Below are 24,103 nucleotides of genomic sequence, written 5' to 3' on the forward strand. Positions count from 1 at the left end.
AATTTAGCAGTAAGCCGGTTATAAACCGGTGGTTGTAAAAGAATTCGGTGGAGCGGTAGTTCAGTCGGTTAGAATACCTGCCTGTCACGCAGGGGGTCGCGGGTTCGAGTCCCGTCCGTTCCGCCACTTATTAAGAAGCCTCGAGTTAACGCTCGAGGTTTTTTTTCGTTTGTATTTCTATTATTGCCAAAATCGCAAAAATCCTCTGCGTTTTACGCCATTTTTCCACAACTGTCTGAAGCCCATAATCACCTCAGTTAACGAAAATAGCATTAAAAGAGGCATATTATGGCTATCCCTGCATTTGGTTTAGGCACTTTCCGTCTGAAAGACGACGTTGTTATTTCATCTGTGAAAACGGCGCTTGAACTTGATTATCGCGCAATTGATACCGCACAAATCTATGATAACGAAGCCGCAGTAGGTCAGGCGATTGCAGAAAGTGGCGTGCCACGTCATGAACTCTACATCACCACTAAAATCTGGATTGAAAATCTCAGCAAAGACAAATTGATCCCGAGTCTGAAAGAGAGCCTGCAAAAATTGCGTACCGATTATGTTGATCTGACGCTAATCCACTGGCCGTCACCAAGCGATGAAGTCTCTGCTGAAGAGTTTATGCAGGCGCTGCTGGAAGCCAAAAAACAAGGGCTGACGCGTGAGATCGGTATTTCCAACTTCACGATCCCATTGATGGAAAAAGCGATTGCTGCTGTTGGCGCTGAAAACATCGCTACTAACCAGATTGAACTCTCTCCTTATCTGCAAAACCGTAAAGTGGTCGCTTGGGCTAAACAGCACGGTATCCATATTACTTCCTATATGACTCTGGCGTATGGCAATGCACTGAAAGATAAGGTTATTGCTCGTATTGCAGCTAAACACAATGCGACTCCGGCTCAAGTGATTCTGGCGTGGGCTATGGGGGAAGGTTACTCAGTAATTCCTTCTTCTACTAAACGTGAAAACCTGGAGAGTAATCTTAAGGCACAAAATTTACAGCTTGATGCCGAAGATAAAAAAGCGATCGCCGCACTGGATTGCAACGACCGCCTGGTTAGCCCGGAAGGTCTGGCTCCTGAATGGGATTAAGCCTCTCTGACAGCTCCTCCGGGAGCTGTTTTTACATGTCCGCTAAGGAAATCGATAAAAGCCCGGATGCGCGTACTTACCGCACGGTCGCTGTAATAGACTGCACTGAATGGCATTTCCACTGGCAACACTTTATCTGCCATTAACTCCACCAATTCTCCGCGAGCGATTTCTTTGTCGATCATGTAGTCGGACAAACACGCAATCCCGTTGCCACTCAGGCAAAGCTGTTTCAGTGTTTCCCCACTATTGGATGACAAACCGTACTTCACCTCATGTAATTGTCCATCGCTACAGGCTATCGGCCAGGTATTGAGGGAAGCGGGTTCAGTGAATCTCAGGCAAATATGTTGCTTTAAATCGTCGATCGTTTCTGGCTTCCCGTAGCAGGAAATATAATCGGGGGAGGCGATAATTTTTCGATAACTGTTAAATAACGGCCTGGCACGTAAGCTGGAATCCGTTAACGTACCGGCGCGTATCGCGACATCCACTTTTCTTTCGATCAAATTAATAATCGTTTCGGAGGAGACTAGCGATAAAGTGACTTCCGGATAGCGTTCACGAAAAGGCTTAATCAACGGCATCAGAAAGTGCAGCACCACTGGAGTTGCGGCATCGATCCGTAACAGTCCACGCGGTGTATTACGCGTCTCCATAATTTCTGATTCTGCCGCTGCCATCTCCTGCAAAATTGACTGTACGCGATGAAAATAACGCTCGCCTTCTTCCGTCAGGCTAAGTTGCCGCGTGGTCCGATTAAGCAGGCTAACGCCAAGTTTCATCTCCAGCTTTTTCACCGCCCGGCTTACCGCTGAGTTTGCTTGCCCTAATTGTTCCGCTGCCCGGCTAAAGCTGCCGCTTTCGACGACTGAAACAAAAATGGCGAGTTCTTCCGACGTGGCTTTCATTTTTGCTCCTGTTGCAAAATAGAAGAGATATTTTGAATTTATTTGTCATTAAACCATCAGGATGCGAGATATGCCATCCGATTTAATGTTCTCAATAATGAGCAAAATCCTGACCGGTGTAAGCACTTGCTTACATAACAATATACAATTGCTCGTTGAAAGAGTGAGCTAAAATCCCTATAACAGTAGAACCCTCCCGAGTGCGGAAGGGTTGACGTGATAGAGGTTTCAAAGTCAAAAGTGCGAAAAAACACCTATGCCATGCGCTATGTTGCCGGACAACCTGCGGAAAGGATCTTACCGCCGGGGTCTTTTGCGAGCATCGGCCAGGCATTACCACCTGGAGAACCGTTAAGTACCGAAGAGCGTATTCGGATCCTGGTGTGGAACATATACAAACAGCAACGCGCTGAATGGTTGTCGGTATTAAAGAACTACGGCAAAGATGCACATCTGGTGTTATTGCAGGAAGCGCAGACAACGCCAGAGTTAGTACAGTTTGCGACTGCTAACTATCTTGCCGCCGATCAGGTACCCGCTTTCGTGCTGCCACAACATCCTTCTGGCGTAATGACCCTTTCGGCGGCACATCCAGTGTATTGCTGCCCGTTACGTGAACGAGAACCCATTTTGCGTCTGGCGAAATCGGCACTGGTGACGGTCTATCCCTTACCTGACACCCGCCTGTTGATGGTGGTTAATATACACGCCGTCAACTTCAGTCTGGGCGTGGATGTCTATAGTAAGCAGTTACTTCCTATTGGCGATCAGATAGCTCACCACAGTGGCCCGGTCATTATGGCGGGAGATTTCAATGCCTGGAGCCGTAGAAGGATGAACGCGTTATATCGCTTTGCGCGGGAAATGTCGCTACGCCAGGTGCGTTTTACCGATGATCAGCGCCGTCGGGCGTTTGGTCGCCCGCTCGATTTTGTTTTCTACCGTGGTCTGAACGTCAGCGAAGCTTCTGTACTGGTTACGCGCGCTTCCGATCACAATCCGCTACTCGTTGAATTCAGTCCCGGCAAGCCTGATAAATAAGGTATGTCAGGTCTGCCACAGGGCAGACCAACGTTTGGCGCTGCCCTTTTATACTCAAACAACAAAAGGACAGCGCAATGACAACACAATCCCACCATGACCACGTAGAAAAGCAGTTTAGCTCTCAAGCCAGCGAATATCTGACCAGTACCGTACATGCATCCGGACGAGATTTACAGCGCCTGGCGGTGCGTCTGGCTGATTATCCTGATGCAAGTGTACTTGATATGGGCTGCGGAGCAGGGCATGCCAGCTTTGTTGCTGCGCAAAACGTGAGCGCGGTGGTAGCGTATGACTTATCTGCCCAAATGCTGGATGTCGTGGCACAAGCTGCCGAAGCCCGGCAACTGAAAAATATCACCACCCGCCAGGGTTATGCCGAAAGTCTGCCATTTGCCGATAACGCATTTGATATTGTTATCAGCCGTTATTCTGCCCATCACTGGCATGATGTTGGTGCAGCACTGCGTGAAGTGAACCGGATATTGAAACCTGGCGGTAGGCTGATTGTGATGGACGTAATGTCTCCGGGCCACCCAGTGCGCGACATCTGGTTACAGACGGTAGAAGCATTACGCGATACCTCTCACGTACGAAACTACGCCAGCGGTGAGTGGTTGAGGTTAATCAATGAAGCCAATCTGATAGTTGATAATTTAATTACAGATAAGTTACCGCTGGAATTTTCTTCATGGGTCGCGAGAATGCGTACGCCAGAAGCGTTAGTAGACGCTATTCGCATTTACCAACAGAGCGCATCGACAGAGGTGAAAACGTATTTTGCCTTGCAGAATGATGGCTCTTTCACCAGTGATATCATCATGGTAGAAGCACATAAAGCAGCATAAATAAAAAAGGCACCGGGGGAATCGGTGCCTTTCATTATCTGGTTTGTCAGGAATCTGGCATGTTGTTGTTTTTCACAAACAACGTCAGCTTATCGCCTGGTTGCAGATTCGCAGTATCGCTGTTCCAGCGCATCACATCTTTGATGTTCACGCCGTGGCGTTTAGCAATGCTTGAAAGCGAATCGCCTTTGCGCACACGATACGTAATGCTATCGCTGTTGTTTGCCAACCGCTGTGCGCTACTACCTGCGCCAATCGTCAAGCTTTGGCCTGGCTTCAGCTTAGATCCGCGCAGTTTGTTCCACTGCTGCAAATCTTTGGTGCTAACGCCGAGACGTGAAGCGATACTTGAAAGCGTGTCGCCAGAGCGTACGGTGTAAACACGGCTGTTAAGCGGCGTATTGTCGGCAACCAGCGTCGACTGTACAGCAGCAATTTCGCCCGAAGCCAGAGATTCACGCAGTTGATCTGCATGCTTCTTTGGCACCATCACGTACTGCGGACCACTTGCGCCCAGCGTGGAGCCTTTCACGCCAGCGTTGAATGTCTTCAGCTTGCTGACGGAAATCCCCGCCATATCTGCAACCTTCGCCATTTCAACCGGGCTGCTCAGGTGCACACGCGCCAGAGCACGGCTTTCATCGGTCGTTGGCAGACGTACGCCATAACGCTTGCTGTTTTTGAGAATATCACTCAATGCCAGCATTTTAGGCACGTACTGCTTCGTTTCCTGCGGCAACGGTAACGACCAGAAGTCCGTGGATTTCCCACGCGCTTTGTTCGTTTTAATTGCCTTCATGACCCGACCTTCGCCGCTGTTATAAGCCGCTACGGTCAGAAGCCAGTCGCCGTCAAACATCTTGTTCAGACGCTGCATCATGTTCAGCGCGGCAGTTGTTGAAGCAACAACATCGCGACGCGCGTCATAATTGCGTGTCTGTTTCAAACCATAATTGCGCCCCGTGCTCGGAATGATCTGCCAGATGCCCGCGGCATTGGCGCCAGACGTTGCGTGAGGATCAAAAGCGCTCTCCACTATGGGTAGTAGTACCAGTTCCATAGGCATGTTACGTTTTTTAACTTGCCCGGCTATCCAGTACATATACGGCTCTGCCCGTAAAGTTACATCGTGGAGATAGCTCTTATTGCGTAAATATTTCTGTTTCTGTTCGCGAATCCGGTCGTTTTCCGGAATTCCCATCTTTAGCTCGTCGCCAATGAAAGCCCACAAGTCACCATCTGGCGCGATAGACGTCCCATCGTCCATCCATCGTGCCTGACTTGTAAACTTTGCTGCTTCCCCTTGACCAGCTGCAGAAAGGCTCTGTGCGTGCTGTTGAACGTTGCCGGTGCTCTGGCAACCCACGAGCAGGACAGAGGCGAGTAATATCGCTTTTGCCTTCATGTGTGTGTCAATAGTTGCTTAAAAGACGACCGATCATAACGGCGAATGGAGCCGATGACAAGAAAGTTTTATCAGAACCTATCTTTCTTTGACCTTAACCATGCAAAACGTTCTTCAGGTTGTTGCAATAATGTTTCTTCATTAATTACATTAATTAAATCAATATCTTCCGTTCTTAAAAAAACATTAATTTGCCGCTCATTTTTCAGAATTACGGGTAGTGTTATTTGATTTTTTGCCCGTAACTCCTTAACTTTACGATAATAATCATTTATGGACAAATCGTGCGGAAGAATACTCAAAGCAAACTTCATATTTGATAAGGTATATTCATGAGCACAACATACCAATGTATCGTCAGGTAACGCACTTAACTTTTTAAGTGATTGATACATTTGTGATGGTGTCCCTTCAAACAACCGACCACACCCACCAGAAAACAGCGTGTCGCCGCAAAATAGATAAGGTTTACTGAAGTAACAGATATGTCCTAAAGTGTGACCCGGTGTGGCAATTACACTAAATTCATGCCCCAAAACGAAGGCAGTTTCGCCATCTTTGACTACCTGTGTTGTTCCCTTATCTTGTGTCTCTTGTGGTCCATACACCACAATTTGCGGAAACTTTTCCACCAGTTCTTTTACGCCTCCAACGTGATCGTGGTGATGGTGGGTGAGAAATATGGCCTCCGGTTGCCAGTTATTGGCGGAAATGGCGTTTAATACTGGCTCTGCGTCCCCGGGATCGACAATCAGACAGCGACCTGCTTCATCATTCAAAACCCAGATGTAATTGTCATCAAAGGCGGGAATACTGTTAAGATTCATAGATTACCTCTCAGTGTGAAACGGAAGGTTGTGATGAAACCGGCAAGAGTCCCTCAAACTGTCGTGGCTCCTGATTGCTGGGGCGATTTGCCCTGGGGAGAGCTTTATCGCAAGGCGCTGGAGCGTCAGCTCAACCCGTGGTTCACTAAAATGTATGGTTTTCATCTGCTTAAGATTGGCAATTTAAGCGCAGAAATCAATTGCGAAGCGTGCGCGGTTTCTCATCAAGTGAATGTTTCTGCGCAAGGAATGCCCGTCCAGGTGCAGGCGGACCCACTTCATCTTCCTTTTGCCGATAAATCCGTTGATGTTTGTCTACTGGCACATACATTGCCGTGGTGCACTGATCCGCATCGTTTATTGCGTGAAGCCGATCGGGTACTGATTGATGATGGCTGGCTGGTGATTAGTGGCTTCAATCCCATCAGTTTAATGGGATTACGCAAACTTGTGCCGGTATTGCGCAAAACATCGCCCTATAACAGCCGGATGTTCACTCTGATGCGGCAGCTGGACTGGCTCTCTTTGTTGAATTTTGAAGTGCTACACGCCAGCCGTTTCCACGTTCTCCCGTGGAACAAACACGGAGGAAAACTATTGAATGCGCATATTCCTGCGCTTGGTTGCTTACAACTTATTGTTGCCCGGAAACGGACTATTCCTTTAACGCTAAATCCGATGAAACAGAGCAAGAACAAACCGCGAATTCGCCAGGCGGTTGGTGCCACCCGGCAATGTCGTAAACCACAGGCTTAAACTTCGACTTGATAGCCTGTATCTTCCAGTGTGGGATTCATTGCCGCAGCACGAGCCAGTTCATCACAGCGTTCGTTTTCCGGGTGTCCGGCATGGCCTTTAACCCATTCCCATTTGATTTGATGCTGCCCCAGAGCAGCATCAAGACGTTGCCAGAGATCGACATTTTTTACTGGTTTTTTGTCTGCTGTTTTCCAACCACGTTTTTTCCAGTTATGGATCCACTGGGTGATACCCTGGCGGACATACTGGCTGTCGGTACTCAAAATGACTTCGCAATGTTCTTTTAACGCCTCCAGCGCGACAATAGCGGCCATCAACTCCATACGGTTGTTGGTGGTGCGGGTGTAGCCAGCGCTAAAGGTTTTCTCGCGTCCGCGATAGCGTAAAATAGCGCCGTAACCCCCAGGTCCAGGATTACCCAGACACGAACCATCGGTGAAAATTTCTACCTGTTTAAGCATCTCTGGTAGACTTCCTGTAATTGAATCGAACTGTAAAACGATAAGTCTGACATAAATGACCGCTATGAGCACTGCAATTACACGCCAGATCGTTCTCGATACCGAAACCACCGGTATGAACCAGATTGGTGCGCACTATGAAGGCCACAAGATCATTGAGATTGGTGCCGTTGAAGTGGTGAACCGTCGCCTGACGGGCAATAACTTCCATGTTTATCTCAAACCCGATCGGCTGGTGGATCCGGAAGCCTTTGGCGTACATGGTATTGCCGATGAATTTTTGCTCGATAAGCCCACGTTTGCCGAGGTAGCCGATGAGTTCATGGACTATATCCGCGGCGCGGAGCTGGTGATCCATAACGCAGCGTTCGATATCGGCTTTATGGACTACGAGTTTTCGTTGCTTAAGCGCGATATTCCGAAGACCAATACCTTCTGTAAGGTCACCGATAGCCTTGCGGTGGCGAGGAAAATGTTTCCCGGTAAGCGCAACAGCCTCGATGCGTTATGTGCCCGCTACGAAATAGATAACAGTAAACGAACGCTGCACGGGGCATTACTCGATGCCCAGATCCTTGCGGAAGTTTATCTGGCGATGACTGGTGGGCAAACGTCGATGGCTTTTGCGATGGAAGGAGAGACACAACAGCAACAAGGTGAAACAACAATTCAGCGCATTGTGCGTCAGGCAAGTAAGTTACGCGTTGTTTTTGCGACAGATGAAGAGCTTGCAGCACATGAAGCCCGTCTCGATCTGGTGCAGAAGAAAGGCGGAAGCTGCCTCTGGCGGGCATAAATACCTGTAAAAGGCGCTAAAAATAGCGACTTGGGCGATTTTTGCAGCAAACGATTCAAAAGATGAGAAAAACCGTTGACGAAGGGTGAGGCAATCCGTAATATTCGCCTCGTTCCCAACGGAACACAACGCGGAGCGGTAGTTCAGTCGGTTAGAATACCTGCCTGTCACGCAGGGGGTCGCGGGTTCGAGTCCCGTCCGTTCCGCCAAATTCACTCATGAAAATGAGTTCAGAGAGCCGCAAGATTTTTAATTTTGCGGTTTTTTCATCTAAATCCCGCTATTTCTTCGGTCTATGATTTTGTTATGCTGTAAATGTGTTAATCACATATGATAGACCATGTCATTAATATTTAATCATGCTATCGAATCATTCAATTTAAATATATTTGCACGTTATGATTTTCATTTTTCTATTGATTTAATGAATTTATATTTGCTGTTATTTTTTGTTTGTTCTGATTCAAGTGGAGTATATAATTAAAAATCGTTAGCTAAACATTACCATGATTATGACAGGCGAGGGAGTGTCCGATTATGAATTTAAAAAAGGTTTGTTGTATATGTGTATTATTCTCGCTGCTTGCAGGATGTGCCTCTGAATCTCCTATTGATGAAAAAAAGAAAAAAACTCAAACCACACAAATTTCTATTAATAAAAACGTTCCCCAGCAACTAACAGACAAAGATTTATATGGTAATGAAACCACACTGGCTGTATCCGAGGAGGATATTCAAGCTGCGCTTGAAGGAGATGAGTTTCGTGTGCCTCTTAATTCTCCTGTAATACTTGTTCAGTCTGGCAGTCGCGCACCGGAAACCATTATGCAGGAGGAGATGAGAAAATATTATACAGTTGCCACATTTTCTGGCATTCCTGACAGGAAAAAAACTGTAACCTGTAATAAAGACAAAAACAAAGATGAAAGCCTGGATATTGTAGATGCCGAAAATATGAACTGGATGCAGGCGTTGCGTTTTGTTGCAGCAAAAGGCCATCAGAAAGCGATTATTGTTTTCCAGGATACGTTGCAGACAGGAAAATATGACTCTGGATTGAAATCAATAGTTTGGACAGATTATAAAAATCAAAAATTGACTGACACGATGTCACTGCGTTATTTGGTTCGATTCACGTTGGTGGATGTGGCTACAGGTGAGTGGGCTACCTGGTCGCCTGTGAATTATGAATCGAAAGTGATTTTTCCGCAGATAGGGAATAAAAATTCTGACAGCCTTGATGTGGCAGAACAGCAGATTTCACAACTTAAGCAGAAAACGTATGCAGCAGTGGTTAAAGACCTGGTGAATCGATATCAGTAGTGAGGTTTTATACCAGACGTTTTAGTGGTACTTAGCAAGAAAGAGCATTTCTCTTTTCTATTTTACACTATGGAACAAGTCTGCTAATTAATTTTACATATATCTTTTAGGAGTGGTAAAAACTTTCCTAAAGTTATTTATTGTCCTCTCAACATATAAGCTGTAATTCGAGTTTTCGGTTGAACTGTCAAAAATACATCATATACATCTATAAAACAGCAGGTACGGTTAATTAAGAATTTTTATTCGTGATTAACCGTACTTTGTCATTTTATCCTATAATGTTAAATTGCCTTTTTAAAATATAACAATAATGCAGATGAAAGACTCCCTGGTAACTTAGAAAATCCGTTCACTCCAAAGGCTGTATGCACTGGTTCCGGCGACGCTGTGCTCCCAATTGATGCTCTCATAGGTAAATGACACAGACTCTTCCGCCTGCCCAGGACTGTCGTTAATGGTATGGGGAATGGTAAGGCCGATGTTTGAGAGCCGGGCGTTAGCCAGTTTCAGCTTGTAGTACGGTTCATTAATTCCAAAGCGGTTGGTGCGGTAGAATACAAAATCACAGGTCAGACATTCATTCTCTGAAATGGCCTTGCCCAGCAGAGGGGAGGATTTGTCCACCGGTTTCGTGATGGTCAACTCCTGATGGTTGACATTCTGCGCACGGCTCAGACCATGGGACAGTGACGTCACCATGATCTGATCCTGATGTGCAATCTGGGCTTTGTTACCGATGGACGGCATTGACGAGCATCCGGATGAAATCAGCCCCTGAAGTTCTCCGTTCAGTGTCAGATAGACGGGATTTGCCATTGTTATTCTCCTTAATCTCAATGAGTTGGATGGACAGGTTCGGTTCTGTTATCCGTTGCCATATCCTGTCCGGTATTTTTCAGCAGCAGCCAGCGGCTTAACAGCCCGTCCAGCCGTTCGTTGATCTCTTTTTCCAACGCCTGTGTGTCCTGCTTCTGTGTACGGGTCTCCTGGTACTGCGTCAGCAGGTACTCCAGTGGTGTTTCTTGATTCAGTAACCGTTCGGCCTGCCAGGTCACCGTTTTGATATACGATAGGGTGAAACCCTGTTTCTCCGTCTCCTTCTTCATCATCAAATCTGCAAAATCCCGCAAATTCTGCCGCGCTTGTTGCCAGCCCTTCATCTGCGGACTGGCTTGCGCCCGGTTTCTCAGCGTGTTGCTCCACATCCTGCTGGCTTCCTGCTGTTGCAGGCTTTCCGGCCAGAGGGTGTCTGCGGTGCGCATCATCTGCATTCCGGTTTCCAGCGGCTGTAGTGGCGGGGCATTCAGAAGCTGTTGCAGGTACTGTTCATATTCTTTCAGTACCGGGGATGCCAACCAGACGGTGGTGGCTCCCTGTGTGGTATCCCTGACCTGTGTAAGCTGCTGCTGCATCGGATACGCCTGCCACCACCAGAGTGCAGATGCGATAACGGCAGTACAGGCGGCACCGGCAACAAAACCTTTTACCGTGTCGCCCTGTTTTGCTTTGTCGGCGTTATCTGCCACACCGCGCACCCCCACCCGCATTTCCGGCAGGTCGGGTAGGGGGGGCATGGTTTCCGCTGTGGCGGAAGCCGTGCCTTCAGGCGCATAGACCAGCGTTCTGACCATGGTCTGTGCCGCCGTATCAGTACGGTTTCTGGGCTGCGGCTCAAACCGCTTGCGTGTGTTCTGCACAAAATAAAGCAGATTTTCCACGCGCGGCTGGCGCTTCAGTTCCACTTGCTGGAGTTTGTCGCAGATAAGCTGCAAAGCCCGTTCCGTGCGGTAGAGCAACGAAAGATCATTTTCGGAAAAGGAAACCTGCTGGCGCAGGATATTTCCGGTGCGGGTGTTGAACCAGTCCAGCATCTCAGTCCGCGCCGGACCACTCTGCGGCCAGAATTTATCCCATTCGTGGATGATCATCGCAGCCAGCAGTTCCGCGCCTTCACAGAACCCTGCCAGTCCCTGATTACGTGTACGTGCCAGCGTATAGTAGGTGGCGGTATGCAAATCCACCCCGTTGGCCTTAAAAATCGACAGCGCCAGCGATTCCACCAGTTTCCAGTTCAGCTCCGGCTGTGACGGGTGGTTAGCTTTGTTAATTTCTTCGCGGATGGCGCTGAACTCCGGCAGGGCGCGCGGATCGCTGCCGGTAACGATAGTTTGTGTCAGTGCGTAATTGCTCATCACTATCCCCTTAATACAACGTATCCGGTAAACGGAACAGGCTGAACAGACCGCCGGTGAACGGGTTATCTTCGGTATCCACATGCACCTGGTAAACCATTGCGCCGCCGTCCACGTTAAAGCGCACGTTAAAGGTGTCACTGGTCACATTGGTCAACTGGCCCGCGCCGAACAGGCGGAACTGCGCCCACGGTCCACTGAACGCGATACTGCGCGGTGCTCTGCCGCTGGTGCCAATCAGCGTCAGCTTGCTTTCATTGCCTTCACGCATGTTGTTCGGCCAGACCAGATGGGCGGTGTAGTTGCGTCCCTGGCTGTAGTCCACTAACTGGCCGTCCAGGTTAAGTACGCTGCGCCGCTTATTGCCGGAAAGCGATACGGTTTCCACGGCAAACTGTGCGCCCAGCCCGTTCTGCTGGCTGAAGAAGATGTCGCGGATTTTCTGCGCAGTATCCAGTTGCTGCCGGATATCTTCACGGATTAACATTCTGCCGTCGTCGCCAAAGGTCAGATCGTTTTCAAGGAACAGGCGCAGGTTGTTCTTGTAGAAATTGTCCAGAATGCCATCCGGTTTAAAGAAACGTTCAAACGAATCCAGTGAGGCATCCTGTGTGGCGCGCGGATTAAACGGATAGTTATCGGCAAGCTGCTCGTTGAAGGGTTTCACTACATTGTCGCGCCAGTCCACTTCCATGTAACGAACGGCTTCCACCATCACTACATGCCAGGCCTGATCCGCCAGCTTACCTACCCAGCGGTTAAGAGGCGCAGGCAGGGTTTTTGCCATCTGACGGGTGGCGAAGATTGGATCGCTGCTGTTTTGATCCAGCCGTAGCTGTACTGCTTTCAGCGCCGATTTCCCAGACACTGGCGAGTTCTGGATCGCCAGCAGGTAACGGTGCAGCTCGGTCAGTTGCTGATACACGGCCTGTAGAGTACTCGCCTTGTCCTTTTGCTCCTCCAGTGCGCTATTTTCCGGCGCGAACTCATGCCCCAGCCGGGATAACAGGCGGTAATCCATCTCATTTATCGCCGCTTCCTTCGCCTTATCGTCCAGTTTGCCGGAGAGCGTCAGCGCGTGTGTATTATCGCGCAGCGCCGTCAGAGCACGCAGGAATGGCTGATCACCGCTGATAATCTGCTCCAGCGCGTCGGTCAGCGCCGGCATGGTCTCATAGTCACGGACGTTGAGATTATCCATTCCGGCACGCCATGTAGCGGTATAGTCACTGAGGTACTGTTCAGTGATATGGCGCTGGATCTCTTCACGGTCGGCCTCGCTGTAGGCGACGCTTTGCGTCAGGTTCAGTACCCACGAATCCAGCGCGGTCAGCTCAACGAGGCCCTCACGCTGTTTGACAAAATAGCTTTGCAGTCCATAGCGGGTGAGGAACTGCGGGATCACCAGTTTTTCATCATTACCGGCGACGAACACGTTGTCGAAGGTGGGACCAACCTGGTCGCGCAAATTCAAATCGGCGGGCAACACGCTTAATGCTTTGGTGCGCAGGGTCTGGTAGACACGCTGGTATATGGGCAGCTTGCTCAGTTCCTGCTGCGCATTAATGATCGGTTTATCATAGGGGGTCCAGCGGCTGACAGCATCGCTGTCACCGCTCTGGCGCTGCGCGTGCCAGTCGGTGTGCTCCAGCGCATAGTCCAGATGCGCCATCAGTTGCGCCTGAATATCGCGCTGGCCGTGAAATTCATTGCTCCAGCGCCGCGCCATGTACTGTTTTACCGCCTCGTTGTTGCGCCCACTTTTGTCTTCCATCATGCGCACTACGCGCAGCACAGCGAGCTTTTCTTCGCTCTCTGGCGGGGCAATGTTTAGATCCCGGATCAGGCCGTTCATTAACGAGGGGAGATAACGCTGCTCAAGAAGCTGAATGTAGGTTTGCTCCACATACGGCCCTACGCGGGCGCCCTGGTACAATCCCATATCCGCCAGAAAACCGTGATCGCGATAATCACCATAGGCCAGGGTGGCATCGCGTACCGGGTTAAGCAATGGCAATTGCAGATTGCCGAATTCATCCGTTCCCTGCGGTGGTGGTACGTCCATAAAGGCTTTAGCTTGTGCCAGTACGTTAACGCCAGACTGCCAGTTCTGATTGTAATAATGGTGCCAGCTTCCGACCATCAATGCCGCCAGTGCCGCGCCACAGGTGGAAAAGGCGGTCAGCCTGCGCCGGGAGCTGTTCAGCCAGACGCTGTTTTCACCCGCCAGGTTCGGCTCAGCCAGCAGGACTTCCGGGAAGAGGCGGCGAGTAAAATACGGCGTCGTCTCCACCAGAGGCCAGGTTGCCAGCGAGCTGTTACCCAGTCCGTACTGGCGGGCGGCGGACTGCGTGAAAATATCATCCACCTGGCCACGCTGTAGCGAGGATGTGAGCCAGACGCCACGCAGCATTACATCCATGTTCTCACCGTCCAGCAATGCGGCGAGCAGTGCGGTGACGATTTCTCCTGTTCCCTGCATCTGACGGGAGAAGCTGAACACAGCGCTGCGGGGAGCAGCACCGGTTTGTGCGAGCACCAGATCCGACAGCGCCAGGTTCACCTGTTGTACCCACGTCTGCCAGAAAGCCCCCAGTTCGCTGCGCCAGCCGTCACTTTCATGGGCGCGGCGGGTAAATGTGACGCCGAGGATCGCATCGCGGTCTTTTTTATCCAGTGAATGGAACAGCGCGGCAAAGCCGTTCAGCAGATCCAGCCGTGTCAGCACCACGTAAACGGGCAGACGGCAGTGCAGGCTCTGACGGATCTCCTGAAGTTGCTGGCGCAAATTTTGTACCAGTGTCTCACGGCGGGATTTATCCGCCGTCAGCAGATCGGGAAGATCGAGCGTCAGGATAAGACCGTTGAGCGGCTGGCGAGCGCGCGTTTGCATCAGCCAGCCCAGCCAGTGTTCGCGCAGGCGGCGGCGGAGCAGATCATCCCCGCCGGGAGTGGTCAGTACGCCGTCAACATCGAAAATTACCGCCTGGTTGCCCACTCGCGGTGTGATCAGCGGGTGGTATTCCACACCCCGGATGCTTTCCGGCGTGTAAACAATGTCAGACGGAAAGCCCTCGCGCAGCAGCGTGCTTTTGCCGCTACCCGCAGGACCAATGACCATATACCACGGCAACTGCCACAGATAACGGCGGTTATCCAGATGGCGGCGCAGGCGCAGCAGCCAGTGATCCAGATATTGCTGCTGGCGGTGGAGTTCCACGGTCAACGGATCTTTTTCTTCCTCCCGCTGCTGTTTCTGCTGTTTTTCCAGCTTTTGCAGACGCTTCATCACCCGCCAGGTGAGCCAGACCAGAGCGATAAGTCCCCAGACGGCGGTCGCCAGCCAGCGGTTTGCCAGCGGAGCCAGCCAGTGCTGCTCATAGAGCGTCCATTTTGGACCCTGCCACCAGATCCACACCAGCAGAAAAATCCATGCCAGCGTCAGTAGCCAGGTGGCGGAAACTTTAAACCGCGGCATCGCTGGCCTGAGCGCAGATTTCAACGTGCTGAACAGTCGGGATGTGGGAAATTTGAACACAGTAACTCCTTGTTATCTTTTACTGTTCTGCCGTGAGTTTTTGTTCCAGTGCTTTCAGCAGGGAAGGCTCCCATTCGGATAGCATCATGTGTAATCCTGTTCTGAAGAGCATCCGGTACTGCTGTTGTGCAAGCTGAACCATACCGGCCTCTTCCAGTAACTGCGCGCCGAAAAACTGGCGGTGAAACTGGTGGCGGGGATCACCTTCGGGCAGGTTTTCCAGGTACCGCAGCGCGGCTTCCAGCCCGTTTTCATCGAAGCACGCCTTGGCCGCCTGTAATTCTTCATCGGTCTGTACAACCGGGACGGTCTGGTTGACTGAGCCGGATGATGCCAGCCACTGTTTCGTCTGTTCGGACACAAACGGAGTGCGGTCGTTAAACAACAGGTTGATCAGTGCGGGCAGGCGGGCCAGAAAATCGGTAACTTCATCACGGATAGCATCCGCCACCTGTTTATAACCGAGGCGCAGCGCGGTCTGTGCTGAGAGGTAATGACCGTCCAGCCAGTACGGGGCCAGCAGCAGGCTTTTTTCCACCTGCTGCCACAGCGCCATGTCGGCATTGTTCAGCCGCGCCAGGTAATCATCCATCATATCGACAGGGAAGGCTGCCAGTGGGGTCCGGCCATCGCTTTCTGCCTGCGGGGTACTGGTGATGGTTTGCCACAGCGCATGGCGGCGCAGTCGGTAACCCTGCGGTGACTCCGGCTGGCGCTCACAGAGAATGGCGGCCACCTTTAGCAGGGTGTCGCGCCATGCTTTATCGTCGTGGCTTTCAACGGTGACCTGCGGGATTGGAGTGGCTGCAACAGGAGGCTGAGCGGCAACCGTGTGCGGTGACATATCCGGTACATATCCGGTCGTGGCCTGCGGCGCAATGGCGGCGCTTCGTGCAGATGATGTCATTTCAGGCGCTACATCACGAAACGCGCGCTGAAACAGGGAAAATAAATCGTCTGTCGCCTTTGCCAGCTCAGACGCGTTGTGCGCCTGCCAGCACTGTGCCAGTTTTGCCAGCTCTCCCAGCAAAGCATCGCGCTGTATTGTCGCAGCATTCCCGGCAAAGTCCTGAACGGCAGACTCAAAGCGTTTTATCACCTGGGCGGCAAAGCGTTTTTTGTGGGCCATGTTCTGCGGTGCGGCGCATGTCCAGTAGTGCTCTGTATATTGTGCCAGCATCCTGGAGGCCAGCAGAATATCACCGGCATGTTGCAGGGTACGCAGCAAGTGGGCCAGCAGGCGAAAATCTTTGGTTTCTGAGGCCAGAAGCATCAGGCCCCGGCGCTGAAGTTCCGGGATATCAAGCTGGCTGTGCGCCAGTGAACCGAGCTTGACGATTTCGCTGTCGACAAACTCCCAGTCTGCATTGCCATCATCAAGCGCGGCGGACAGCTTATCTTCTGGCAGGTTTTCCAGCAGGTGTGCAAGCCATACATCGGGATTACGTAAGTCCATTGCCATATTCTTATTCTCCCGCCCAGTGGCAGGCGTCGCGTAGCGGCGCAATAACCCGTGCCAGCCCGTCAATGTTAAAGGTCAGCTTTCCGGCGGCGTTGTCTGTGCCGGTATCCACCGTCAGCGTTTTTGCGCCGAACAGTTGCTTAATTTCATCGATACCGGATAACCCCCGGCTGGACTCCAGCAGGGTGCCGTTCTCGCGCACAAACCAGTGGCTGCGCAATGCCCGGCTGTCGGCATTCAGGGTGACGGCGATATCATGGACATCCAGAGGGTGCATCAGCGCCACCTGCATCCGGGTGATATTGTCCACGCAACTGAACATCAGCACCGGGCGTGGCGGAACATGGCCGATAGCCGGGGTGGTTATCACCACCGTTGGGCGTTCACCCGGTACTTGCGTTACCAGCAGCTCCGTGGTGTTGCCCTGGCGGCGTTTTTCCTGTTCTGTCGCGCGGGCCCAGGCTTCACCCTGGTAACGAGCTTTCACCAGTGCGGCACCACCAAAGCCAGCCTGTTCCGGCGCAAGAATGCGGTCATAACAGTCAAGCCGCTCCAGCGCCGCCGTCTCCTGGCGGCAGGACTGCATGGCCTGTAACGTGGCTGTCGCATCCGGCGGTGTCGCTGTGGCGACAGCTACCGCCACACCGGCCACTGACGATGTTTCTGCGGGCGCGGCACTGGCGGGTAAGCCCGCCATCAGGCCCGCGATAAACCATCCTGTCTGCCGGAAAACGCACAACCTGCTCATAAAACCGTTTCATCCTCTGTTTGCGGTGTCACGGCATCATCAGGCAGCGCATCTTCCACATCTGCCGTGAACGCACCGTCTGCCGCCGACAGGCGAATCCGGGCAATCGCCGTGTTGGCCGCCATTTTCTGCAACAGCAGCAGCGAGAGCGGCGGCAGCATGTCGCCGTCGATAACCGATTCCAGCATCCTCGCGCCGTTTTCCGCGCGGGTGACGCGGCTCATGATTTCGTCCGTCACTTCCGGCCCAATAATCACGTCCGCGCCAAAGCGGCTGCGCAGCACGTTATCCAGGCGGGCCAGTTTCCCGGCAATAATGGTAGCGAGCGTCTCTTTCGACAGCGGTAGGTAAGGCACCACTTCCATGCGCGCCAGCAGAGCAGGTTTAAAGAAGTCCGCCAGCACCGGATAGAGGGCTTCCTGCATGGTTTCCGGGTCATCGGCGTGTTCGACAATCACCTGGTAGCCAAGGTTGGAGGTCAGGAAGAAAACGATATTTTTACAGTCAATCAGGCGGCCTTCACCGTCTGCCATCTCGCCCTTGTCAAACGCCTGGTAGAACAGGTTGAGTACATCCGGGTGCGCTTTTTCTACTTCATCGAGCAGCACCACCGAGTACGGTTTCTGGCGAATCGCTTCGGTCAGTACGCCGCCTTCACCGTAGCCGACATAACCCGGAGGAGAGCCAATCAGCCGCGAAACGGTGTGTTTCTCCTGGAACTCAGACATATTGATGGTGGTCAGGTATTGACGTCCGCCATAGAGCAGTTCCGCCAGTTGCAGGACGGTTTCGGTTTTACCCACGCCGCTGGGGCCAGCCAGCAGGAACGCACCAAGCGGGCGTCCCGGACGGCGCAGGTCGGCGCGTGCGGTCAGCAGGTGTTTATGCAGGCTGGCAATCGCCAGGTCCTGGCCCTTGATGGTGCCGCCGAGCCATACCGGCAGGTCGGTGATGACCGACATCTCATTCTGTGACAGGCGGTTAAGCGGCACGCCGGTCCATTCAGCAATCACCGCTGCAATCTGTTTTTTATCGACATGCGGGGAAACCAGCAACTGGTCGTTATGCAGGGCGTCCAGTTCGGCAGTGAGTTGTGCCAGCCGTTGTACCGGGGAAACTGTTTCAGCGGTCTCTTCCGGCTGTACGCTGCCTGCATCATCAGCCGATTCGGCATCGGTACTATCCTGTTCTGCCTCTGGCGGCGTATCCTCCACGGCATCTGCGTCCGGCAACGACGCAACGTCGTCTTCTGCCACGCCCAGTAACTGCTGGCGCAGCGCGATAATTTCCTGTACCAGCGTCTGCTGCTGCTGCCAGGCGACTTCCAGTTCGTCCAGCGCCGACAGCGTTTCATCATACTGCTCCAACACCTCAGTCATTCGTGAGGTGTCGGTACGCAGCCCGATGCGAAGCTCGCGCTCAAGCTGGCGAATTTCTGCCTCCTGCTGGTGGCTCAGGGTGGTCAGTGCCGAGATTTGTTTTGGCGGCGATGACAGGTTGATGGCCACACGGGCGCAGGCGGTGTCCAGCACATCAATGGCTTTGTCCGGCAACTGACGCCCGGAGAGATAACGCTCGCTCAGTGTCGCAGCGGCCTGCAAGGCGTCATCATCAATCAGCACGCCGTGAGATTGTTCATAGACCGCCGACAAACCGCGCAGAATAATGGTGGCTTCGGCAGCGTTGGGTTCGCTGACCTTCACTAACTGGAAGCGGCGCGACAAAGCTGCATCTTTCTCGAAATATTTTTTGTACTCGCTCCAGGTGGTGGCGGCGATGGTTTTCAGCTCGCCGCGCGCCAGCGCTGGTTTGAGCAGGTTGGATATATCCAGCCCGCCCTGCTGGTTGCCCGCGCCAATCAGGGTATGTGCTTCGTCGATAAACAGAATGACCGGCACCGGGGAGAAAATGACCTCCGCCATCAGCCCCTTGAAGCGTTTTTCAAACTCACCTTTCACCGACGCACCGGCCTGCAATGCGCCCAGGTCAAGGGTCATGATATCGGTGTTTTTCAGCTTGTCCGGCACCTGGCCTGCCACGATGCGCAGCGCCAGCCCTTCAATCAGCGCGCTTTTACCCACGCCTGCTTCGCCCACTACCACCGGATTGTTTTTACGGCGGCGGCAGAGAATGTCGATCATCAGGTCGATTTCATAGTTGCGGCACAGTACCGGGTCAAGCCTGCCGTTACGGGCGTCTGCGGTCATGTTTTTGGCGTAGCGGGCAAGCAGGGTGTCGCCGGTTTCCGTTGCGCGGGGCGTTTGCCCGCCAGCCAGATCCACGGATTCGGCGGATTCTTTTGTCCATGCTGCGAAATCCTGCTGTAACTGGTCGCGGTTTATGGCCGTCAGCAGACGGGCAGCAGCGGGTGGAATATAGCGCAGCGGTGAATGCAGCAGAGTAAGCAGCAGGACGCCGCTGCGCAGTTCGCTGTGCTGCATCTGGGCTGAGGCCAGCAGCCATGACTCCTTGAGCCATTCGATCAGCATCGGGGAGAAGCTGGGATAGCCTTCGGCGGAACGTCCACCGGGATAACTCTCCACGGTCAGCGCCTGGCGTAAATCCTCCGCACTGATGCCTGTGCGTTCGGCAATCACCCTTACGTCGTTGCGCGGGATTGCCAGCATCTGTAACAGCACATGGGCAACGGTGATCTCACTGGCCTGCTGGCTCATACACTCCGAGGCAGCCATTTCCAGCGCCTGTTTTGCAAAGGGGTTAAGCCGCTTTACGAGCGTGGCTAAATCAATCTGGATCATAAGATGTCCTTATCGGAGTAATTTATTGAGCTGATGCAGAATATCCTGTGTCTGGCTGTCCAGACGCAGCAGATAAAACAGATAAAATACGGTCAGCACAACAAGACCGCCGCACAGTACATGCTTGATGGTCAGTCGTCGGATTAACTGATAACGCCCACCCTGTATGTTGTTCTTCTGATGAAGTAGCGGAAATGGCGCGTCACCGCGCAGTTTGTGCAGGGCATGGTGCAGGCGCTGGTAGATCCGCTCAAATTCATCCTGTTGCTGAATGGCAACCTTGTAGCGCCCGCGAAAGCCGAGCGAAAAACAGAGGTATAAAAATTCCAGCAGATCCTGGTAACGTACCGGCTCCCGGATCAGGCGTTCGAGCAGGATAAACACTTTCTCGCCGCCCCAGGCTTCGTTATGAAAATGAACCAGCAGCGACTGTTTGATCCATTCGTTTTTGTTGGACCAGCCGTTGCCCAGCGCCGCTTCATCAATAAACGTGCAGAGAATGTAACGGAACGAAACAATGACGCCCGGTTCGTATCCCTGTTCCTGGAGTAGTTGCTCTACGGCCTGGACATCGGTTACTACCTGGGTAAACAGATGTTCCGGCATGGCCTGACTGTTCATAGTGGACAGACGCATCACCATGCCGAGCAACGGCGTGGCGGCGTCAATCATTGGATTCAGGCTGTTGCCGCGAAGGGCGAGACGGTACTGGCGTCCTGGTGTTCCGCTCTCCGGCTCCACGGGAAAAACCGACGCTTCACTCATATCGCTCATTCACTTATCCCCTTATAGCCCAGAGCTGGAGGTTCAGATCGGGGAAGCTGCCGGAGATATGCAGCGCCAGTGCGCCCGCTTTTATCACGTCCTGCCAGGCCGGGGTGCCTTTTTCCAGTTCGAAGTAAACATAACCTTCGTGGTATGGCAACTGACGTGGCGCAGCGGTAAGCGTGTGCAGCGGAATACCCGGCACCTGCACGCTGACCACGCTGCGGATTTTGTCGGTAGCGGCCACTTTCGACTGCTGGATGAACTGGCGTTGTACCTGGTCGTAGGGCATCCTGGCGCGCACTGCCAGTACCAGCTTGCAGGACTGCAACAATGTGGGATCGTTGATGGTGGCGATCCAGGTCCCCTCTGAAAAGAACAACGGCAGATTCTGCGCACGCGGCACCAGTACGGTATTGAGCGCGCGCCGCAGTTCCGGGATCACGGTTCTGGTGAAGGTCGCGGTAAGATCCCGGTGATTATACGGCTCCACGGTGCAGGGCAGGCGATTACCTTCGGTAAAGGTCATCAGTTCTCCCAGCAGCCCCACCAGATCCCGGTAGAAGGCTTCCGGATGCAGCGTGTGCAGTTGGGAACGATGCGTGAACTGCATTTGATAGCGGTTAAGCATCTGCAACATCATAAATTCGGCCACATCGGCGATCCCGCTCTGTTCAGGCGAACCAATGCGCCCGGCCAGGTCAGCGGCGCGGGTGGCAAGCAGTCCCTGCACCTCGCCGGAGAATGCCCCGAGCAACCCGCTGACACGGACGGCCTGAATGGTGGGAATAAAGGTGTTGTCCAGCACCAGCGCGCCGGTGGCATTTTTATTGAGGATACGGCACAGGGGGAGAGTCACCATCGCGCTGAGATCATCTGCGCCGCTGACTATCCTGGGGATCAACTGCCCCAGACCGACTGGCTGTTCGTCGCCTTCGTCAGTGTGAAAATCACGGACGCGGGTATGGGTGAGGCGGTAACGCTCCGTACCCTGACCGGCGCTGTGCAACCCCTGGATTTCATTGATCACGTCGCTTATCACCGGCAGCGCCAGATAAATATTGTGGCTCTCTTTCGATGAAAGGGTTCCCGGCTGGAAAGGTTCCGGCAGCAGATCCTGGTCGGGAATGCTGAATACGGTGCCGTCAGGCATACAGCCCGCCGCACGGTCAATCATGATTTTGCCCTGGGCAAGCAGTTCTGTATTGATGGAGAGTTCCGTAAAACCCCAGAAAAAATCACCCAGTGCATCCAGACGACGGGTCAGCAGGTACTCGCAGTGACGCTGCTGTTGCTGAAAATGCTGCGGCAGGGCAAACAGCCCTTCCTGCCAGATCACTTTGTTTTTCATTGTTGCCATCGTCAGTTTTCCTCTTTTTTCATCTCAATCGCACTGGCGCGGATATGCACCAGCAGGCGATAGTGGTGGCCGATACTTTCTACCGACTCAATTTGTTTCCATTCTGTGGCCTGGTCGTCTGAAAAATAGGCAATGACACCGATATAACCGGTTTTCTCATCCAACTTGATCGGCGGCAGTGTTTTTACGGTATCCGGCAACAGGTTGAAGTCCTGGTGATCGATATAGTTTTTCCCCAGCACGTCGGGCAGCGCGGTGGTGGCAACCTGGTCGTAGTCGGCGGCATGGAATTTTGAGTCGTCGCTCAGATAAACCAACTGGACATCCACCGGCGCGGCTTCGCCATCCGCCGTCAGGTTGCTGTCCGGCTCGGTCAGCAGCGTGACGGTCAGCTCGGTTGACTGATCCATCAGCTTTCCGACCTGAATATCCGGATTGCGGATCACCTGGCTGATTTTTTTCGCTGTTTCACAGCCAGTTAATACGACGCTCATCAGAACGCAGGCCAGAAACGCTTTGCCGTTCATGCTTCCGGCTCCCGCTGTTTTTCGCGCAGCACCCGGTCATAGACCTGGGCATAAACTTCATTGAACAGCATTTCAAATCCCTGCTGTCGGCTGGAGGCCAGCTCATCGTAATAGTTGCTGTACATCTGCCATGCCCAGGCGTCGTCCATTTTCTGGCGCAGTTCATGGCTGCGGCGGTATTGCGCAAAGCGGCGCATCAGGTTGCCCGGCGAAAAGGCGTCCAGCATGACACGCAACGCTTCCACAATCGCCGCCCGGTTAGCCTCTTCATGATGCCGGATGTTGCGCAGGCTTTCGGCGATGGCCGCAGGTGCTGCGAGATGTACCGGGCTTTTACCCTCGGCGAACATGACGTTCAGCGCGGTGGCATAGTCCATATCAAGGCGCAACGGGTTGTCTTCTAGTGGACGCAGGTGTTTATCCGACAGGCTGTTCTGTTGTTGTTGCAGACTCAGCAATCCCTTAATGGCGGCCTGCAACGCCCGTCCGGCCTCTTCGAGAAACTCATCCGCATCCTGAGAATTGTGCAGCGTCAGCGGACACTCCATACCGCGCAGCAGCGGGGTTACGGCCAGGTGGTACTGCGCCATGGCAGAAAATTCATCGCCGTCCTCATGACGGGCATTGCCGGGCGGCAGATCCATAAACGGCGTGTTGATCCCGTTTGCACCTGTCAGATCGGATGCGGGGGCTACGGGCCGGGAAACGCGTGGGGCGATCGGATCATCTGCCACCATCAGGCTTTCCGTCTGGAGTGCCTGGAGCGGATCGCTGGAAAAACCGTGCGCCACCGTGGGGGCAAGCTGATGCTGGAACGGCATTCCCGGATACGCCGGTTGTCCCTCGGTGGTCAGCAGGGTGTCCGCCAGACTGTCGCGGTTCATTACAATCGTTTCCGGGGTCGCCATCCGCTCGTCATAGGTAACAGCTGCACCGTCATGCAGAAACACTTTCAGCGCCAGTGCGCCGAGCTGGATCTCATCCCCCTGGCGCAGGCGGATGAGCGCATCGGAAGAGGCCGGGGCCAGATTAATCATCAGTCCCGGCGTCAGGCACCGCAGGCAATAGGCTCCGTCGTGCCGGATAACGGTACAGGCACGCGCAGCAATGCTTCCCGCCCGGTCCTGTACCTGCCAGTGACATTCCGGCGTATGGCCAATATCACCGCCGTTTTCGCTGAACAGGCATTTTGCGGCGCGTCCGCTTTCCAGTTCGTTGCCATTCATCACCTGTAAAGTCAGTGAGGCCTGGCGGGATTGCTGTTTTTCCTCAGCCATAAGTGGTTC

Annotated in this window: 20 protein-coding genes and 2 tRNA genes; 8 read left to right on the top strand and 14 right to left on the bottom strand. The window is 52.9% G+C overall.

Features of this window, described 5'->3' with window-relative positions; all coding sequences use genetic code 11:
- Positions 1 to 49: 49 nt before the first annotated feature.
- A tRNA-Asp gene (locus C4F37_RS24800) sits at positions 50 to 126 on the top strand.
- 162 nt (positions 127 to 288) lie between these two features.
- Positions 289 to 1,092 (top strand): 2,5-didehydrogluconate reductase DkgB, encoded by an 804-nt coding sequence (dkgB, locus tag C4F37_RS24805; RefSeq protein ID WP_000997016.1) that lies wholly within the window; start codon positions 289 to 291, stop codon positions 1,090 to 1,092.
- Here dkgB and yafC read toward each other — a convergent pair.
- Entirely contained in the window at positions 1,089 to 2,003 is a 915-nt protein-coding gene (gene yafC / locus C4F37_RS24810; protein WP_000648548.1) for a DNA-binding transcriptional regulator YafC, read from the bottom strand. The two genes, dkgB and yafC, sit on opposite strands and share 4 nt — an antisense overlap.
- Before the next feature lie 240 nt (positions 2,004 to 2,243).
- On the opposite strand from yafC, the gene C4F37_RS24815 reads away from it, so the two are divergent.
- Together C4F37_RS24815 and C4F37_RS24820 are read left to right on the top strand one after the other, a co-directional pair.
- On the top strand, positions 2,244 to 3,044 hold the full coding sequence (locus C4F37_RS24815) for an endonuclease/exonuclease/phosphatase family protein (RefSeq protein WP_001230983.1): 801 nt from the start codon (positions 2,244 to 2,246) through the stop codon (positions 3,042 to 3,044).
- A 77-nt stretch (positions 3,045 to 3,121) separates the two neighbouring features.
- Positions 3,122 to 3,892 carry a class I SAM-dependent methyltransferase gene (locus tag C4F37_RS24820; protein ID WP_000211705.1) on the top strand — a complete coding sequence of 257 codons (771 nt, stop codon included), beginning with the start codon at positions 3,122 to 3,124 and terminating at the stop codon, positions 3,890 to 3,892.
- A 46-nt stretch (positions 3,893 to 3,938) separates the two neighbouring features.
- Here the strand turns inward: C4F37_RS24820 and mltD are convergent, their stop codons facing one another.
- Both mltD and gloB read right to left on the bottom strand, forming a co-directional pair.
- Positions 3,939 to 5,297: a murein transglycosylase D gene (gene mltD, locus C4F37_RS24825; protein WP_000644685.1), complete on the bottom strand. Its 1,359-nt coding sequence runs from the start codon at positions 5,295 to 5,297 to the stop codon at positions 3,939 to 3,941.
- A 71-nt stretch (positions 5,298 to 5,368) separates the two neighbouring features.
- Positions 5,369 to 6,124, bottom strand: coding sequence for a hydroxyacylglutathione hydrolase (gene gloB, locus C4F37_RS24830; RefSeq protein WP_001052743.1), 756 nt, complete (start codon positions 6,122 to 6,124; stop codon positions 5,369 to 5,371).
- 33 nt (positions 6,125 to 6,157) lie between these two features.
- Here gloB and C4F37_RS24835 point away from each other — a divergent pair, with 33 nt between their 5' ends.
- Positions 6,158 to 6,880 (top strand): class I SAM-dependent methyltransferase, encoded by a 723-nt coding sequence (locus tag C4F37_RS24835; RefSeq protein ID WP_001295200.1) that lies wholly within the window; start codon positions 6,158 to 6,160, stop codon positions 6,878 to 6,880.
- On the opposite strand, the gene rnhA is transcribed toward C4F37_RS24835, so the two are convergent.
- Positions 6,877 to 7,344, bottom strand: a complete 468-nt coding sequence (gene rnhA / locus C4F37_RS24840) for a ribonuclease HI (protein WP_000917883.1) — start codon at positions 7,342 to 7,344, stop codon at positions 6,877 to 6,879. The two genes, C4F37_RS24835 and rnhA, sit on opposite strands and share 4 nt — an antisense overlap.
- Positions 7,345 to 7,408: 64 nt before the next feature.
- Between rnhA and dnaQ the strand changes: the two genes are divergently transcribed.
- The 3 genes from dnaQ (at position 7,409) to C4F37_RS24860 (ending at position 9,463) form a co-directional block, all read left to right on the top strand.
- A complete protein-coding gene (gene dnaQ, locus C4F37_RS24845) occupies positions 7,409 to 8,140 on the top strand; it encodes a DNA polymerase III subunit epsilon (protein ID WP_001308374.1) in 732 nt (243 codons plus the stop codon).
- Positions 8,141 to 8,272: 132 nt separating this feature from the next.
- A tRNA-Asp gene (locus C4F37_RS24855) sits at positions 8,273 to 8,349 on the top strand.
- Between the two features lie 328 nt (positions 8,350 to 8,677).
- On the top strand, positions 8,678 to 9,463 hold the full coding sequence (locus C4F37_RS24860; RefSeq protein ID WP_001049698.1) for a hypothetical protein: 786 nt from the start codon (positions 8,678 to 8,680) through the stop codon (positions 9,461 to 9,463).
- 339 nt (positions 9,464 to 9,802) lie between these two features.
- On the opposite strand, the gene C4F37_RS24865 is transcribed toward C4F37_RS24860, so the two are convergent.
- The 10 genes from C4F37_RS24865 to tagH all read right to left on the bottom strand — a co-directional run bounded on the left by C4F37_RS24865 (position 9,803) and on the right by tagH (position 24,094).
- Complete coding sequence (locus C4F37_RS24865) at positions 9,803 to 10,282, bottom strand: Hcp family type VI secretion system effector (RefSeq protein ID WP_000013180.1); 480 nt, start codon at positions 10,280 to 10,282, stop codon at positions 9,803 to 9,805.
- A gap of 17 nt (positions 10,283 to 10,299) precedes the next feature.
- Positions 10,300 to 11,658 carry a VasL domain-containing protein gene (locus tag C4F37_RS24870; protein WP_001538289.1) on the bottom strand — a complete coding sequence of 453 codons (1,359 nt, stop codon included), beginning with the start codon at positions 11,656 to 11,658 and terminating at the stop codon, positions 10,300 to 10,302.
- Between the two features lie 10 nt (positions 11,659 to 11,668).
- Complete coding sequence (tssM, locus tag C4F37_RS24875; RefSeq protein WP_023150725.1) at positions 11,669 to 15,136, bottom strand: type VI secretion system membrane subunit TssM; 3,468 nt, start codon at positions 15,134 to 15,136, stop codon at positions 11,669 to 11,671.
- A 79-nt stretch (positions 15,137 to 15,215) separates the two neighbouring features.
- Positions 15,216 to 16,658, bottom strand: a complete 1,443-nt coding sequence (tssA, locus tag C4F37_RS24880) for a type VI secretion system protein TssA (RefSeq protein ID WP_001337590.1) — start codon at positions 16,656 to 16,658, stop codon at positions 15,216 to 15,218.
- Between the two features lie 4 nt (positions 16,659 to 16,662).
- On the bottom strand, positions 16,663 to 17,406 hold the full coding sequence (gene vasI, locus C4F37_RS24885; protein WP_001538291.1) for a type VI secretion system-associated protein VasI: 744 nt from the start codon (positions 17,404 to 17,406) through the stop codon (positions 16,663 to 16,665).
- Positions 17,403 to 20,165, bottom strand: a complete 2,763-nt coding sequence (gene tssH, locus C4F37_RS24890) for a type VI secretion system ATPase TssH (RefSeq protein WP_001538292.1) — start codon at positions 20,163 to 20,165, stop codon at positions 17,403 to 17,405. Before tssH ends, vasI begins: the two co-directional genes overlap by 4 nt.
- Positions 20,166 to 20,174: 9 nt before the next feature.
- Positions 20,175 to 20,930 carry a type IVB secretion system protein IcmH/DotU gene (gene icmH / locus C4F37_RS24895; protein WP_042005018.1) on the bottom strand — a complete coding sequence of 252 codons (756 nt, stop codon included), beginning with the start codon at positions 20,928 to 20,930 and terminating at the stop codon, positions 20,175 to 20,177.
- Between the two features lie 13 nt (positions 20,931 to 20,943).
- Entirely contained in the window at positions 20,944 to 22,290 is a 1,347-nt protein-coding gene (gene tssK, locus C4F37_RS24900; protein WP_000224516.1) for a type VI secretion system baseplate subunit TssK, read from the bottom strand.
- A gap of 2 nt (positions 22,291 to 22,292) precedes the next feature.
- Complete coding sequence (gene tssJ, locus C4F37_RS24905; protein ID WP_001013423.1) at positions 22,293 to 22,817, bottom strand: type VI secretion system lipoprotein TssJ; 525 nt, start codon at positions 22,815 to 22,817, stop codon at positions 22,293 to 22,295.
- A complete protein-coding gene (tagH, locus tag C4F37_RS24910; protein WP_001362877.1) occupies positions 22,814 to 24,094 on the bottom strand; it encodes a type VI secretion system-associated FHA domain protein TagH in 1,281 nt (426 codons plus the stop codon). The genes tssJ and tagH overlap by 4 nt, the downstream gene beginning before the upstream one ends.
- Positions 24,095 to 24,103: the final 9 nt, after the last annotated feature.

Origin of the sequence: Escherichia sp. R1 (assembly GCF_003000935.1) — a bacterium.
In the GTDB taxonomy this organism is placed as follows: Bacteria; Pseudomonadota; Gammaproteobacteria; order Enterobacterales; family Enterobacteriaceae; genus Escherichia; species Escherichia coli.

Excerpts from the sequence above, each read along its gene's own strand:
- C4F37_RS24835 (WP_001295200.1), top strand. The coding sequence starts at position 6,158 with ATGAAACCGGCAAGAGTCCCTCAAACTGTCGTGGCTCCTGATTGCTGG.
- tagH (WP_001362877.1), bottom strand. The coding sequence starts at position 24,094 with ATGGCTGAGGAAAAACAGCAATCCCGCCAGGCCTCACTGACTTTACAG.
- C4F37_RS24870 (WP_001538289.1), bottom strand. The coding sequence starts at position 11,658 with ATGAGCAATTACGCACTGACACAAACTATCGTTACCGGCAGCGATCCG.
- C4F37_RS24860 (WP_001049698.1), top strand. The coding sequence starts at position 8,678 with ATGAATTTAAAAAAGGTTTGTTGTATATGTGTATTATTCTCGCTGCTT.
- tssA (WP_001337590.1), bottom strand. The coding sequence starts at position 16,658 with ATGGCAATGGACTTACGTAATCCCGATGTATGGCTTGCACACCTGCTG.
- yafC (WP_000648548.1), bottom strand. The coding sequence starts at position 2,003 with ATGAAAGCCACGTCGGAAGAACTCGCCATTTTTGTTTCAGTCGTCGAA.
- vasI (WP_001538291.1), bottom strand. The coding sequence starts at position 17,406 with ATGAGCAGGTTGTGCGTTTTCCGGCAGACAGGATGGTTTATCGCGGGC.
- dkgB (WP_000997016.1), top strand. The coding sequence starts at position 289 with ATGGCTATCCCTGCATTTGGTTTAGGCACTTTCCGTCTGAAAGACGAC.
- C4F37_RS24865 (WP_000013180.1), bottom strand. The coding sequence starts at position 10,282 with ATGGCAAATCCCGTCTATCTGACACTGAACGGAGAACTTCAGGGGCTG.
- gloB (WP_001052743.1), bottom strand. The coding sequence starts at position 6,124 with ATGAATCTTAACAGTATTCCCGCCTTTGATGACAATTACATCTGGGTT.
- C4F37_RS24820 (WP_000211705.1), top strand. The coding sequence starts at position 3,122 with ATGACAACACAATCCCACCATGACCACGTAGAAAAGCAGTTTAGCTCT.
- rnhA (WP_000917883.1), bottom strand. The coding sequence starts at position 7,344 with ATGCTTAAACAGGTAGAAATTTTCACCGATGGTTCGTGTCTGGGTAAT.
- tssM (WP_023150725.1), bottom strand. The coding sequence starts at position 15,136 with ATGCCGCGGTTTAAAGTTTCCGCCACCTGGCTACTGACGCTGGCATGG.
- dnaQ (WP_001308374.1), top strand. The coding sequence starts at position 7,409 with ATGAGCACTGCAATTACACGCCAGATCGTTCTCGATACCGAAACCACC.
- tssJ (WP_001013423.1), bottom strand. The coding sequence starts at position 22,817 with ATGAACGGCAAAGCGTTTCTGGCCTGCGTTCTGATGAGCGTCGTATTA.
- mltD (WP_000644685.1), bottom strand. The coding sequence starts at position 5,297 with ATGAAGGCAAAAGCGATATTACTCGCCTCTGTCCTGCTCGTGGGTTGC.
- icmH (WP_042005018.1), bottom strand. The coding sequence starts at position 20,930 with ATGAGTGAAGCGTCGGTTTTTCCCGTGGAGCCGGAGAGCGGAACACCA.
- tssK (WP_000224516.1), bottom strand. The coding sequence starts at position 22,290 with ATGGCAACAATGAAAAACAAAGTGATCTGGCAGGAAGGGCTGTTTGCC.
- tssH (WP_001538292.1), bottom strand. The coding sequence starts at position 20,165 with ATGATCCAGATTGATTTAGCCACGCTCGTAAAGCGGCTTAACCCCTTT.